Annotated in this window: 14 protein-coding genes; 8 read left to right on the top strand and 6 right to left on the bottom strand. The window is 70.9% G+C overall.

Going from position 1 to position 13801, the window contains the following annotated elements; genetic code table 11:
- Positions 1–76: 76 nt before the first annotated feature.
- From ACFYX4_RS37380 to ACFYX4_RS37350, 7 genes are read left to right on the top strand one after another with little or no spacing between them, the layout of a single operon-like run.
- Positions 77–1402: a phenylacetate--CoA ligase family protein gene (locus ACFYX4_RS37380; protein ID WP_389343628.1), complete on the top strand. Its 1326-nt coding sequence runs from the start codon at positions 77–79 to the stop codon at positions 1400–1402.
- Complete coding sequence (locus tag ACFYX4_RS37375) at positions 1402–2112, top strand: hypothetical protein (protein WP_389343625.1); 711 nt, start codon at positions 1402–1404, stop codon at positions 2110–2112. Before ACFYX4_RS37380 ends, ACFYX4_RS37375 begins: the two co-directional genes overlap by 1 nt.
- A 23-nt stretch (positions 2113–2135) precedes the next feature.
- The gene (locus ACFYX4_RS37370) at positions 2136–3059 is read left to right on the top strand and encodes an SDR family oxidoreductase (protein ID WP_389343622.1); all 924 of its coding nucleotides are present in this window, start codon (positions 2136–2138) and stop codon (positions 3057–3059) included.
- A gap of 1 nt (position 3060) precedes the next feature.
- Entirely contained in the window at positions 3061–3525 is a 465-nt protein-coding gene (locus ACFYX4_RS37365; RefSeq protein WP_389343619.1) for a Zn-ribbon domain-containing OB-fold protein, read from the top strand.
- A complete protein-coding gene (locus tag ACFYX4_RS37360) occupies positions 3522–4670 on the top strand; it encodes a thiolase family protein (protein ID WP_389343616.1) in 1149 nt (382 codons plus the stop codon). The genes ACFYX4_RS37365 and ACFYX4_RS37360 overlap by 4 nt, the downstream gene beginning before the upstream one ends.
- 12 nt (positions 4671–4682) lie before the next feature.
- On the top strand, positions 4683–5939 hold the full coding sequence (locus tag ACFYX4_RS37355; protein ID WP_389343613.1) for an acyl-CoA dehydrogenase family protein: 1257 nt from the start codon (positions 4683–4685) through the stop codon (positions 5937–5939).
- Between the two features lie 8 nt (positions 5940–5947).
- Positions 5948–7063 (top strand): acyl-CoA dehydrogenase family protein, encoded by a 1116-nt coding sequence (locus tag ACFYX4_RS37350; RefSeq protein WP_389343724.1) that lies wholly within the window; start codon positions 5948–5950, stop codon positions 7061–7063.
- Between the two features lie 73 nt (positions 7064–7136).
- Here ACFYX4_RS37350 and ACFYX4_RS37345 read toward each other — a convergent pair whose 3' ends face one another.
- From ACFYX4_RS37345 to ACFYX4_RS37320, 6 genes are read right to left on the bottom strand one after another with little or no spacing between them, the layout of a single operon-like run.
- The gene (locus ACFYX4_RS37345) at positions 7137–8297 is read right to left on the bottom strand and encodes an acyl-CoA dehydrogenase family protein (protein WP_389343610.1); all 1161 of its coding nucleotides are present in this window, start codon (positions 8295–8297) and stop codon (positions 7137–7139) included.
- Positions 8298–8328: 31 nt separating this feature from the next.
- Entirely contained in the window at positions 8329–8844 is a 516-nt protein-coding gene (locus tag ACFYX4_RS37340; RefSeq protein ID WP_389343607.1) for a DoxX family protein, read from the bottom strand.
- A complete protein-coding gene (locus ACFYX4_RS37335; protein WP_389343604.1) occupies positions 8841–9752 on the bottom strand; it encodes an SDR family NAD(P)-dependent oxidoreductase in 912 nt (303 codons plus the stop codon). Before ACFYX4_RS37335 ends, ACFYX4_RS37340 begins: the two co-directional genes overlap by 4 nt.
- Before the next feature lie 27 nt (positions 9753–9779).
- Positions 9780–10934 (bottom strand): CaiB/BaiF CoA transferase family protein, encoded by a 1155-nt coding sequence (locus ACFYX4_RS37330; protein ID WP_389343601.1) that lies wholly within the window; start codon positions 10932–10934, stop codon positions 9780–9782.
- 46 nt (positions 10935–10980) lie between these two features.
- The gene (locus tag ACFYX4_RS37325; RefSeq protein ID WP_389343598.1) at positions 10981–11760 is read right to left on the bottom strand and encodes an enoyl-CoA hydratase/isomerase family protein; all 780 of its coding nucleotides are present in this window, start codon (positions 11758–11760) and stop codon (positions 10981–10983) included.
- Between the two features lies 1 nt (position 11761).
- Positions 11762–12517, bottom strand: coding sequence for an SDR family NAD(P)-dependent oxidoreductase (locus ACFYX4_RS37320; protein WP_389343595.1), 756 nt, complete (start codon positions 12515–12517; stop codon positions 11762–11764).
- 85 nt (positions 12518–12602) lie between these two features.
- On the opposite strand from ACFYX4_RS37320, the gene ACFYX4_RS37315 reads away from it, so the two are divergent.
- The gene (locus ACFYX4_RS37315) at positions 12603–13745 is read left to right on the top strand and encodes an acyl-CoA dehydrogenase family protein (RefSeq protein WP_389343592.1); all 1143 of its coding nucleotides are present in this window, start codon (positions 12603–12605) and stop codon (positions 13743–13745) included.
- Positions 13746–13801 lie beyond the last annotated feature (56 nt).

Raw genomic sequence — 13801 nt, 5'->3', positions numbered from 1 at the left:
CCGTGAATCCGTCGAATTGGTTGACTGATTGCGCTGATAGCTGGAAGATCTGGGCACTGAGCCGCGAGGAGGCGCCATGGTCGGTGACAGGGACACCGGGGACAGGTACTTCGAGCCCCAGGTGGAGACCATGCCCCGGGAGCGACTGCGGGCGCGACAGGAGGAACGGATCCTGGAGCTCGTCGAGTACGCCTACGGCAACTCGGCCTTCTACCGCGAGCTCTGGGACGAGCACGGGGCACATCCGCGCGACATCCGGTCCCTGGAGGACTTCCGGGCGCGGGTGCCGTTCATCACCAAGGACATGGTGCGCGCCCACCGGGCCCGCACCGGCGACCCCTTCGGCGGTCTGCTCTGCGTCCCGGTCGAGGAGCTGACCTCCGTCTCCTCCAGCTCGGGCACCACCGGCGACCCGGAGTTCTTCGCCGAGATCTGGCAGGACGCCCCGCCCCTGGTGACCGCGCAGGTCCGCGACCTGTGGGAACTCGGCCTGCGGCCGGGCGACCGGGTGCTGAGCCCGCCCGGCACCTTCCGCAACCTCATGGACCCCGGATATCAGGCGCTGGGCGCGGTCGTCATCGAGGTGGACACCTGGATGGGCAAGATGCACGAGGTCGTCGAGGCCCTGCGCACCTACCGGCCCGCCTATCTGCAGATGATGTATCCGCAGATGGTCGAGTTGGAGCACCTGGCCGAGACGACGGATCTGAAGGAGGCCTTCTCCTCCCTCAAGGGCGCCTCCTGTGCCGGGCAGCCGCTCAGCCGGAAGATGCGCGAGCGCATCCGCGACGACTGGGGCATCGACGTGTACGAGTACACCAGCGCCGCCGACACCGGCACCGCCTGGGAGTGCCGCGAGCACGACGGCTTCCACCTCTGGGAGGACACCGTCTTCGCCGAGTGCGTCGAGGTCGACGAACACGGCGGATGGCAGGACACCCGGGAGGGCGACCTGGGTGAACTGGTCGCCACCGACCTGGACAACCGGGCGGCACCCCTGATCCGCTACCGCAGTGAGGACCTCGTCCGCCTCTCCCGGGACACCTGCGGCTGCGGACGTACGCACGCCCGGATGTGGGTGGCCGGAAGACGCGGCGACGAGACGCTGGTCCACGGGCGCTCGGTTGTCCTGCGCGACATCTGGCAGGCGGTCGAGGACCAGCCCGAGACGGTCGCCGGAGTCTTCCAGATAGTCCGGGACGGCCGTGAGGTCGACGAACTGCGACTGCGCGTCGGCTACGACCCCGCACTCACCGGCGACGTCGACGCCCTGGCCGGCCGGCTGAGCGAGGCCGTGCGCGAGCGGACCGGCGTCAAACCGGTGCTCGACATGCGCACTGAGGAGGACCTGTTGAAGACCATGACCAGCGTCGCCAAGTTCCCCCGGGTGGTGAAGAGCTGATGGCCCGCGCCGACACCCTGGCCCGCGCCAGGCAGCTCGACCGCCCCGAACTCGCCTACCTCGTACGCTTCCCCGCTGCCGACGGCATGACGGACATGGAGCTGACCTGGGCGGAACTCGCCCGGGACACCGAGTGGGTCACCGAACGGCTCCGCGAGCACGGCCTCGCCGCAGGACAGCGGGCACTGCTGACCACCTCCGGCTTCGAGGGCTTCTGGGGCCACGCGGTGATCGGCGCCCTGCGCACCCTGAAGGTGACGTACGGCATCGCCGAGGCGATGGGCTGGGACCACCGCCGTACCTCCGTCTTCCACCGTGAACTCACCCCGCACACGGTCATCGGCCTGTCCGCCGAGACCCTGGAGGGGCTGGCCGGCGCCGCCGACATCGGCGAACTGTTCCGGTCGACGTCCGTCGTCCTGGCCCGGCCCGCCGCCGTACCGCCGCTGCGCGGAGCGGGAGTGTCCGCCGCCCTGATCTCCGCCGTCGGACCGGCCCTCGCGCTGGAGTGCCCCGAGCGGGCCGGCGCCCACATCAACGCCGCCGAATGGCGGGTCGGCGAACGGGACGGACAGCTGACCGTCGCGGCGGGGGAGGGACGCACCTCGTCGCTGCCCGAGACACCGCTCGGCACGGCCGGCCGAGTCGTCACCGGCCGCTGCGCCTGCGGCAGCGACAGCCCGCGGGTACTGCTGGCCGAGGCGCACTGACCGTCATCATCGAGGAGCTGAGGATGTCTGAAGAAGCGGTCGACGGAGTCGTCGACGGCCGGGTCGTGGTCGTCACGGGCGCCGGCAACGGGATCGGCCGGGCGCACGCCCTGGCGTTCGCCGCGCACGGGGCGAAGGTCGTGGTCAACGACCTGGGCGGCTCGCGCGACGGGGCGGGTGCCTCGGCCGGGCCCGCCCAGAGTGTGGTGGACGAGATCGTCGCGGCCGGCGGTGAGGCCGTGGCCAACACGGACGACATCTCCACCTGGGACGGCGCGGGCCGGCTCGTCCAGCAGGCCGTGGACACCTACGCCGGCCTGGACGTGCTGGTCAACAACGCCGGCATCCTGCGCGACCGGATGATCGTGTCGATGACCGAGCAGGACTGGGACAGCGTGCTCGCCGTCCATCTCAAGGGCGGTTTCGCCACCCTGCACCATGCCGCCGCGTACTGGAGGGAGCGCGCCAAGTCCGGTCACGACAACGACGCCCGGGTCATCAACACGACCTCTCCGTCCGGCGTCTTCGGCAACCCCGGACAGTCCAACTACGGCTCCGCCAAGGCCGGCATCGCGAGCCTCACCCTCATCGCCGCCGCCGAACTCGCCCGCTACGGCGTGACGGTGAACGCCATCGCGCCGACCGCGCTCACCCGGCTGACCGAGGACATCGAGATGATGAAACGGGCCGCCGAGGACCAGGACCTCACCCCCGAGGCCATCTCACCACTCGTCGTCTGGCTCGGCTCGGCCGCCTCGCGCGAGGTCACCGGCCGGGTGTTCGGCGTCGTAGGCAACCGGATCACCGTACTGGAGGGCTGGGTCAACGGCCCCGGCGCGAGTGCCGAGTCGCGGTGGACACCGGAGGAACTGACCTCCGTCGTCCCCAACCTGGTGGCCAAGGCGGCTCCCAACGCCGATGCCCTGGGCAACCGGAACGGGGCGTGAGATGACATCGACGACGCGACGGCCGGTCGCCGAGGGCCTGTTCACCTGGCCGCCCGGTGACTCCGCGCCCCTTCGGCTGATCGGCTCCGAGTGCACGGCCTGCGGTCTGGTGAGCTTCCCGGCGGCCTCCGACTGCGTCCGGTGCGCGAGCACGGAGTCGAAGGAACGGCTGCTTGCCGACCGCGGCACGCTGTGGACGTACACGACCCAGGACTTCCGCCCGCCGTCCCCGCCGTACGACGGCCCGGCGGCCTTCGAGCCCTACTCGGTCGGCTACATCGAGCTTCCCGGCGAACTGCTGGTCGAGGCCCGCCTCACCGAGCCCGACCCGGACAGGCTCAGGATCGGGCAGGAGATGCGGCTGACGCTCGTTCCCTGCACCGTGCTCGACGACGGCACCGAGATCATGACGTTCGCGTTCACCCCGGCCGAAGAGCCCGCCCAGCCCGACGAGGAGACATCGTGACCGAGGCCGTCATCATCGGTGTGGGGCTGCACCCCTTCGGCCGGTTCCCCGGAAAGCCCGCACTCGACATGGGCGCGGACGCCGTACGGCTCGCACTCGCCGACGCGGGCGCCAACTGGCCGCAGATTCAGGGCGGTTACATCGGCAGCTACGAGGTCGCCAACCCGGACGCGATCGTCGGCAGGCTCGGCCTCACCGGCATCCCGCTGCGCGGCGTGTTCAACGGCTGCGCGACGGCCGGTACGGCCGTGGCACTGGCCGCCCGAGCCATCGAGACCGGCGAACACGACCTGACCGTCGCGATCGGCCTCGACAAGCACCCCCGCGGTGCCTTCGCCGCCGATCCGTCCGTGGCCGGCATCCCCTCCTGGTACGGGCAGACCGGGCTCTTCCTCACCACCCACTTCTTCGGCATGAAGATCAACCGCTATATGCACGACCACGGCATCTCCCACGAGACGCTCGCCCGAGTGGCCTCGAAGAACTTCCGCAACGCGGCCGGGAACGAGAAGGCCTGGCGCCGGACGTCCCTCACACCCGAGGAGGTCCTCGCCTCCCCGGTTTTGAACTACCCTCTCCGCCAGTTCATGTACTGCGGCCCGAACGAGGGCGCCGCAGCCCTGGTGCTGTGCCGGGCCGACCAGGCGCACAAGTACACGGGGAAACCGGTAAGGGTCCGCTCCACCGCCCTGCGCAGCCGCCGGCTCGGCGCCTTCGAGGTGCAGAGCCCGTCGTTCCCGGTCGGGGAGGCCGTCGAGAGCCCGACCGTGGACGCCTCCCGCGCGGCGTACGAACTCGCGGGCATCGGCCCGGAGGACATCGACGTCGCCCAGCTCCAGGACACCGACGCCGGGTCGGAGATCATCCACATGGCCGAGAACGGTCTCTGCAAGGACGGCGAGCAGGAGCGCCTCATCGCCGAAGGCGCCACCGAGATCGGCGGCCGGCTCCCGGTCAACACCGACGGCGGCCTGCTCGGCAACGGTGAGCCGATCGGCGCGTCCGGACTGCGCCAGATCCACGAGATCGTGCTCCAGTTGCGGGGCACGGCGGGCACGCGTCAGATGCCCGGCACACCCCGCGTCGGCTACACCCATCTGTACGGCGCGCCCGGCGCGTCGGCGGTGACGATCCTCTCGACCTGAGGGAACAGGCTCATGGACCAGGACATGCAGGACTTCGCCGCCGAGGTGCGCCGCTTTCTCGACGCGCACGTGGCGAAGGCCCCCGACCGCACCGCCCCGACCTGGGGCGAGGGCGACGACTCGATGGCGTACTTCAGCAGCCTTCCGCCGGAGGAGGAACGGGAGTTCGTGCGGCGGGCCAGGGAATGGCAGCGCGTCCGCCACGAGAACGGCTTCGGCTGGATCACGGGACCGGAGGAGTACGGCGGCCGGGGCCTGACCCCCGTCCACGACCTGCTCTACGACGCCATCGAGTCGGAGTACGACGTCGCCGACACCGGGGTGCTCAGCGTGATCGGCCTGGGCATGATCGGGCCGACGATCCTGGCCCACGCCCAGCCCCGCATCCGGGAACGCTGGTTGCCCGCGATGTACCGCGGGGACGCCATCGCCTGCCAGCTGTTCAGCGAGCCCGGCGCGGGGTCCGACCTGGCGAGCGTGGCGACCCGGGCTGTCCGGGAGGATGGGGGCACCTCCCGCTCGAGCGCAGCCGAGAGTGGGGGAGACTGGGTGCTCAACGGGCAGAAGGTGTGGACCTCGGTCGCCCAGCACAGCGAGATCGGCCTGGCGCTGACCCGTACCGACCCGGACGCGCCCAAGCACCGCGGCATCACGGCCTTCCTCGTTCCCATGGACGCCCCAGGAGTCGAGGTCCGGCCCCTGCGGCAGATGACCGGCGGCGCCGACTTCAACGAGGTCTTCCTCACCGACGTACGCATCCCCGACGACCACCGGCTCGGCGCGGTCGACGGCGGCTGGACCGTCGCCCTGACCACCCTGATGAACGAGCGCAACGCGGTGGCCACGGAGGGCGCCGGCCCGGTGGCGGCCGCCCTCTCTCCCGACCATCTCGCGGCGCTCATGCGCGCCACCTGGACCTGGGACGACCGCGCCCTGCGCGCCCGCCTCGCCGAACTCCTGGTGGACGCCCTGGCCACGGGCTACCTCAACGCCCGCGCTCAGCGCACCCTGCGGGCGGGCAACGCGCCCGGCCCCGAGAGGTCCGTCGCCAAGCTGATGTACGGTCAGAACCTCACCAGGGCCGCTCACTTCGTCGCGGACTGCCTCGGCCCCCGCCTGATCGCCGACACCGGCAGGTGGGGCACGTACGCCTGGTCCGAACTCCTCCTCGCCACCCCGGCGTTGCGCATCCTCGGCGGCACCGAGGAGATCATGAAGAACATCCTCGCGGAACGGGTCCTCGGTCTGCCGAAGGAGGCACGGGCGTGAGTACGCGAATCAGCGTCGACGAGAGCGGACTGAAGGAACTCCGGTCCTCCGTACGGGAGTTCCTGGAAGCCAAGTCGCCCGAGGAGGCCGTGCGCAAGCTCATGGAGAGCGAGCCGCGCTTCGACCCCGACGTCTGGTCCCAGGCCGCCGGCCAACTGCGGCTGCCGAGCCTGGTGATCCCGGAGGAGTACGGCGGCGACGGCTTCGGCCCGGTCGAACTCGGCGTCGTCCTGGAGGAGATGGGCCGCGCCCTGCTCTGCTCGCCCTTCTTCTCGACGGTCGTACTCGCCGTCCAGGCCCTGCTGGCCTCCGGCGACAAGGAGGCCTGTGCGCGTCATCTCCCCGGCGTCGCCGCCGGGCGGACCACCGCGACCCTGGCGGTCGCCGAGGACGACGGGGCCTGGGACCCCGCCCTCGTCACCGCACGCGCGGTGCCGGACGGGGACGGCGGCTGGCGGCTGAGCGGTCGCAAGTCCTTCGTGATCGACGGTACGACGGCCGATCTGGTCGTCGTGGTCGCCCGTACCGTCGCCGGTCCGTCCTTCTTCACGGTGGAGCGGAGTTCCGCCGGAGTGACGGCCGAGGCGATGGAGACCCTCGACGCCACCAGGGCCATGGCCCGGCTGACGTTCGACACCGCGCCCGCGACGCTCGTGGGCACGGACGGAGCCGGCGGGCGGATCATGGCCAAGGTCCTCGACATCGCCTCGGTGGGCCTGGCCGCCGAACAGGCGGGCGGGGCACGCCGGTGCCTTGAGATGAGCGCGGAACACGCCCGCGTCCGGCACCAGTTCGGTCGGCCGATCGGCTCCTTCCAGGCGGTCAAGCACAAGTGCGCCGACATGCTCGTCCAGGTGGAACTGGCGGAGGCCGCGTCGAGGGAGGCGGCGCTGCTGGCGGCCGAGGGCGCCGCGGACTTCCCCGTCGCCTCGGCGGTGGCGCACGCGAGCTGCTCACGGGCGTACATGTTCGCCGCCATGGAGAACATCCAGGTCCACGGCGGCATCGGCTTCACCTGGGAGCACCCGGCCCATCTGTACTTCCGCCGCGCCAAGTCCTCCCAACTGCTCTTCGGGGGCCCGGCCGTGTATCACGAGCGGCTGCTGGACCGGCTCGGTATCTGACAACTCGGTATCTGACGATCCGTGCGTGGCGAAGGGCCCCGGAGATTCTCCGGGGCCCTCATCGTCGTACTGCTCAGCCGCGCGCCGCCTCGCCCAGCAGCGCCTTCGCGATGATGACCTGCTGGATCTGGCTGGTGCCCTCGTAGATGCGGAACAGCCGGGCATCGCGGTAGAAGCGCTCGACGGCGACCCCGCGCATATAGCCCGCGCCTCCGTGGATCTGCACCGCGCGGTCCGCGACCCGCCAGACCATCTCGCTGGCGAAGTACTTGGTGCAGGACGGGCCGATCTTGGTGTCCGTACCGGCGTCGAAGGCGCGGGCGGCCTCCAGGACCGTGGCGCGGCCTGCGTAGTAGTCCGTCTGCGCATCCGCGATCAGCCCCTGGACCAGTTGGAAGGAGCCGATGAGCTTCCCGGACTGTCTGCGGGTGCTCGCATACGCCACCGACTCGTCGACCAGGCGCTCGGCCATGCCGACCATCAGCGCGGAGATGTGCACCCGGCCGTGCGCGATACAGCCCATCGCGGTGCCGAAGCCCTGGTTGAGGCCTGTCTCCTCGCCGCCGACCAGGGCCTCGGCCGGGACCCGGACGTCGTCGAAGTACACGTCCGCCGTCCACGCGCCGAACTGGCCCATCTTGTGGTCCCTGGGAGCCACGGTGAGGCCCGGGGTGCCGGCCGGGACCAGGAAGGTGGAGATGCCTCGGGTGCGCGGGGCGTCCGGGTCGGTGCGGGCGAAGACCATGAAGACGTCGGCGAGCGGGGCGTTGGTGATGTACCGCTTGGCTCCGTGAATCACCCACTCGTCCCCGTCCCGATGGGCCCGCGTCGTCAGCGTCGAGGGGTCCGAACCAGCGTCCGGCTCGGTGAGCGCGAACGACGCCAGCACCTCGCCGGAGGCGATCCGGGGCAGCCACGAGGCCTTCTGCTCCTCAGTGCCGCCGACCATGAGGACATGTCCGGCGATACCGTTGTTGGTGCCGAACATGGACCGCAGCGACGGGGTCGTGTAGCCCAGCTCGAACATCAACTGGGCCTCCTCGTACATCGACAGGCCGAGGCCGCCGTACTCCTCGGGCAGTGCGAAGCCGAAGAGGCCCATCTTCTTCGCCGTCTCGCGGATGCCGGACGGCATCTCGTCCTTCTCGTCGATCTCCGCCTCCAACGGCACGACGCGTTCCCGGACGAATCGCCGGACCTCCGACAGCACCGCTGTGAAGTCCTCCGCCTCCATGCGCTCTCCCTTGCCCATCACTCGCAGCCCGTCACTCGTCTGTCTCGTTCGGCTTCTCGTCGTCGGGCCGGTAGCACACCGCCAGCAGTGCCGCCGCGCTCGCCGTGCCGAGGCCGGCGGCCAGCAACGCGGGCCCCAGGCCCGAGCGTTGGCGTCGCGCGAGCCCGTCCAGCGAGTACCGGCCGTTTCCCAGCGCCGCCAGCGCGACAGCCGCGCCGCCCACGACGCCTGCGTACTCCCAGCCGCCCTTGAAGACGAAGAAGCCCTTGCCTCGGTGGTCGGTGCGGGCCGCCACGGCCATCAGTCCGACGGCCGCCGCAGCGGGAAGCGGGTTGGCGGCGCCGAGGGCGATTCCCACGCCCGCCGCCATCTCGGTGCCGGCCGCCATACGGGCGTGCACCTCGGCCGGTTCGAGACCGAGCGCCTCGAACCAGCCCGTCGTGCCCTTGAGTCCGCCCGGCCCGGCGACCTTGTTCCAGCCGTGCGCGAAGAGCATCGGGCCGAGCGTCGCGCGCAGCACGAGAGCGGCGGCGTCGTGGCCCTTCACTGGCCGGCTCCCGTGGCCCGGCCCGCCGGTACGGCCCCGTACAACCGCGGTACGGCGTCGACGAGTTCGTCGTACGTCAGGGCCTTGCCGGACTCGCTGGGGTGTACGCCCGCGACGGTCCAGCCCTGAAGCCGGTTCAGCCGGTTGCCCTCGATGCGCAGGACCTGGCCGGTCAGCCAGGCCGAGCTGTCGGAGGCCAGATAGACCACGACACCGGAGGCGTTGGCCGGATCACGCGGATCGAAACCGTCGACGGCCTGGAGGGACTCGCCGACGGCCAGCCCGTCCGTCATCCGGGTCGCCGCGATCGGTGAGATGGCGTTCGCGGTGACGCCGTACCGGCGCATCTCCAGCGCTGTGAGGACGGTGAGCCCCGCCGTCCCGGCCTTCGCGGCACCGTAGTTGGACTGCCCCTGGTTGCCGAACAGGCCGGTCCCGGACGTCGTGTTGATCACGCGGCCGGCGACCCGTTCACCCCGCTTGAACGCCTCGCGCCAGTACGCGCACGCGTGCCGGGTGAGCGCGAAGGTGCCTTTCAGATGCACCGCGATCACGGCGTCGAACTCGGCCTCGCTCATCGAGAACAGCATCCGGTCGCGCACGATGCCCGCGTTGTTCACGACGATGTCGAGACGCCCGAACTCCGCTACGGTGTTCGCCACCATCGCCTCGGTGGCCGTCCAGTCCGTCACCGAGGCGTGGTCGGCGACCGCCCGGCCGCCGAGCTCGGTGATCTCGGTGACCACGTCGTCGGCGGGGGAGTCGCCGGTCTGCTCGCCGTGCACGCCGGAGCCGAGGTCGTTCACGACCACGGTCGCGCCGGCCTCGGCGAGGGCCAGACAGTGCGCCCGGCCCAGCCCTCTGCCACCGCCGGTCACGATGGCGACTTTGCCGTCGAGGATGCCCACGGTCCTGCCTCCTGCTGTAAGGGGATGTCAGTGAAGTTCGCGGAGTACGTCGTCGGTGTGCTCGCCGAGTGTCGGCGCGCCGGAGCGCGGTTTGTCGTCGACTCCCCAGAAACTGACGGGAGTCGCGACGGTTCGCAGGGTCGGCGCGTCACCCATGCCGGGCTGTTCGACGAACGCCCCCACGGCCTCCGCCTGCGGATCGGCCGAGACCTCCGCCAGGGTCTGTACGGGTGCCCACCACACGCCCTCGGCGTCGAACCGCTCCGCCCACTCGTCCAGCGGCCGCTCGGCGAACTCCGCGTCGAACTCGGCGATCAGCTCGCGTACGTGCCCGCGCCGGGCCCTGCCGGTCGCGAACCGTTCGTCCGTCTCCAGGTCCGCGCGGCCGAGTGCCCTGACGACACCGGGCCAGTGCCGGTTGCCTTCCAGACCGACGAGCCAGAACCAGCGGTCGTCGGCGGCGCGGTAGCTGTTGTAGAGCGGGGACTCGTGTTCGGTGCGATGACGGGTACGGCCGCGCCTGCCGAAGAAGTTCTGCAGGGCGAGGTCGTTGCCGTTGGCGTACGTCCCGGAGCGGAGCAGCGACACATCGACGACGCCGCCCTCGCCGGTGCGTGCCCGGCGCAGCAGGGCCGCCAGCACTCCGGCCACCAGGTTGGACGCGGCCGTTCGGTCACCCAGACCGGGCCGGATGCCGGGCGGCGGCTCCCCGGCCGGGTTGAGCATCGCGGCGATGCCGGGGCGGGCCCAGAACGCGGAGACGTCGTACCCGGCCCGGTCGCGCTCGGCGCCCGTCCAGCCGTAACCGGTCAACGTGCCGACGACCAGGCGGGGATGACGGGTACGCAGCTCGTCCGGTGCCAGCCCCAGCCGCTCCAGGGCGCCGGGGCGCAGGTTGGTGACGAACACGTCGGCGCGTTCCAGCAGCCGCTCCAGGACGTCCTTGCCCTCCTCCGAGCGAAGGTCGAGGACGATCCCGCGCTTGCCGCGGTTGTCGGTCTCGAACGGGGGCGCGCTGTCGATGTCCTGACCGACGTGCCTGAGCGTGTACCGGTTGGGGTCGCCGGTCGGCGCCTCCACCTTCACCACCTCCGCGCCCCAGTCGGCGAGCATGGTGGCCGCGGCCGGTGCCGCCACCCACATGCCCAGCTCGACGACGGAAATGCCCTCCAGTGGCCGCACGGCCCACCTCCCTGTTTCGCTGCCCGGTACGCCTGCTGTGCGCCTGCTATACGCCACGGAAGTCGCCGGGGCGGCGCTCCCGGAAGGCCTTCAGCCCCTCGGCCCGGTCCTCGGTGGAGAACAGCACGGAGACGGTTTCGCGCTCGTACGAGATCGCCGCCTCCAGACCCATGTCCAGCCCGTGGTCGATCAGCCGCTTGCCGGCCGCGAGTGCCAGCGGAGCACCGGCCGTAAGCGAGGCGGCCAGCTTCTCGGCGACGCTCAACACCTCACCGGGCTCGGCCAGTTCGTTGACGAGCCCGAGCGTGTGCGCGCGTTCCGCGTCGATCGGTTCGCCGGTGAGGATCATCTGCTTCGCGACCGCCGGCGGCAGGAGACGCGGCAGCCGCTGTGTCCCGCCCGCACCCGGCAGGACGCCGAGCTTCATCTCCGGCAGCCCGAGCCGGGCGCCCCGCTCCGCCACCCGCAGATCGCAGGCGAGCGCCAGCTCCAGACCGCCGCCGAAGGCGAACCCGTGCACGGCCGCGACGGAAGGCTTGGGGAAGTCCTCCAGGAGCGCGTACGCATCCGTCAGTCGCCCCACGAAGTCACGGAACTGCCCGGGCGAGGTGAACGACTCGATCTCGCCGAGGTCGGCACCGGCCGAGAAGGCCCGGCCCGCACCGGTCACGACCAGGGCGCGTACGTCGTCGTCGTCGCGTACGTCGATCAGTGCCCGGGTGAGCCGGTCCACGGTCTCGGAGTCCACGGCATTGAGCCGCCCCGGCCGGTCGAGGGTCAACACGGCGAGTCCGTCGCGGAGTTCGACACGCAGCACGGTGCTCACCTCAGACCATCGTGAGGCCGCCGCTGACCGAGAGCGTCTGCCCGGTCAGATAGGCGGCGTCGTCGGACGCGAGGAACGCCACCACACCGGCGATCTCGCTCGGCTGCGCGACGCGGCGCAGCGGGATGGCCCGTACGGTCGCGTCGTACATCTTCTGGCTGTACTCGGCGACCTGCCCGAGCAGCGCGGTCTCGGTCGGCCCAGGGCAGACGCTGTTCACGGTGATGCCGTGCCGGGCGACCTCGCGGGCGAGTGCCTTGCCGAAGGCGATGACGCCGCCCTTGGTCGCTGAGTACACGACCTCGCCGGAGGAGCCGACCCGGCCGGCGTCCGAGGCGATGTGGACGATCCTGCCGCCGCCGCGCTCGATCATCGGGTCGAGCACGGCCCGGGTCACCGTGATCGTCCCGCGCAGGTTGACGGCGATGATCCGGTCCCAGACGTCCTCGGTGCTGTCGACGAACCGTCCGATGACATCGACGGCCGCGTTGTTGACCAGGACGTCCACGGGACCGAGTTCGGCGCTCACCCGGTCCACGGCGGCCCGTACGGCCGCGCTGTCGGAGATGTCCGTGCCGATTCCGGCGGCGCGCACTCCGTACCGCTCGGCGAGTCGGGCCGCGACCTTCCCGGCGGCCTCGGCGTCCAGGTCGCAGACCGCGACCGAGGCTCCGGCGGCGGCCAGCGCGTCGGCGATCGCCTCGCCGATGCCGCGGCCCGCTCCGGTGACGAGTGCCACCTTGTCCCGTACGCTCACGCGCCCTCCCTCGCCCAGCCCTCGATACAGCGCTATCGTATAACTACTTCAGCTAAATAAGCGAGATGCCTGAGTGGAGATGAGCATGCGCCGTACGATCTTCACCGCGGAACACGACCAGTTCCGCGAGACCGCCCGCGCCTACTACCTGCGGGAATGCGCCCCGTACGCCGAGGAGTGGGAGCGGGACGGGCAGGTGAGCCGCGCCGCCTGGGCGGCGGCGGGCAAGGCCGGGCTCATCGGCTGGCAGTTCCCCGAGGAGTACGGCGGTCAGGGGATCTGGGACTTCCGCTACAACGCGATCATGGCGGAGGAGATGGCGGCCACCGGCTCCGTCGGGATCGGACTCGGGCTGCAGAACGACGTCATACCGCCCTATCTGGCGACCCTCACCAACCCGGAGCAGAAGGCGCGCTGGCTGCCCGGAGTGGTCAGCGGCGAGACGATCTGCGCGCTCGCGCTGTCGGAGCCGTCCGCGGGGTCCGATCTCAAGGGCATCCGCACCACCGCCCGGCGGGACGGCGACGAGTGGGTGATCGACGGCTCCAAGACGTTCATCACCAACGGCATCCTGGCCGACCTGGTCATCGTCGCCTGCAAGACCGACCCGAACGCCGGCCACAGGGGCATCAGCCTGATCGTCGTCGAGCGCGGCACCGAGGGCTTCGAGCGTGGACGCAAGCTCGACAAGGTCGGGATGAAGGCCCAGGACACCGCCGAACTCTTCTTCCGCGAGGTCCGCGTCCCCGCCGAGAACCTCATCGGGCAGGAGGGGCGCGGTTTCTACCACATGATGGGCAACCTCCCGACCGAGCGCCTCGCCATCGCCGTCTCCTCGCTGGCGGCGGCCGAACGGGCCTGTGAACTGGCGCTGGAGTACGCCAGGACCCGCACGGCCTTCGGGCGGCCGATCGGGCAGTTCCAGGCCAACCGGTTCGCCCTTGCCGACAGCAAGGCGAAGCTGAGCGCCGCCCGCGTCTATGTCGACGGCTGCATCATGGCCCTGTTCCAGGGTGAGTTGACGCCGGAAGAGGCAGCGGCGGCCAAGTACTGGACCTCCGAGACCGGCTGGGAGGTCATCGACCGCTGTATGCAGCTCTTCGGTGGCTACGGCTACGTCAACGAGTACGAGATCGCGCGGATCTGGCGGGACAGCCGGGTGCAGCGGGTGTTCGGCGGGACCTCGGAGATCATGCAGGAGATCATCGGGCGGTCGCTGGGGCTGTGACAGAGGGATTGTGGGATGGGGCTGTGACCGGGGGCTGTGACCGGGGGCTGTGACAG

The sequence above is a fragment of the Streptomyces sp. NPDC002328 genome (assembly GCF_042890065.1).
GTDB lineage: Bacteria > Actinomycetota > Actinomycetes > Streptomycetales > Streptomycetaceae > Streptomyces.
The sequence above is the reverse complement of the archived record's forward strand: the minus strand, read 5'-3'. Positions and strand labels throughout refer to the sequence as shown.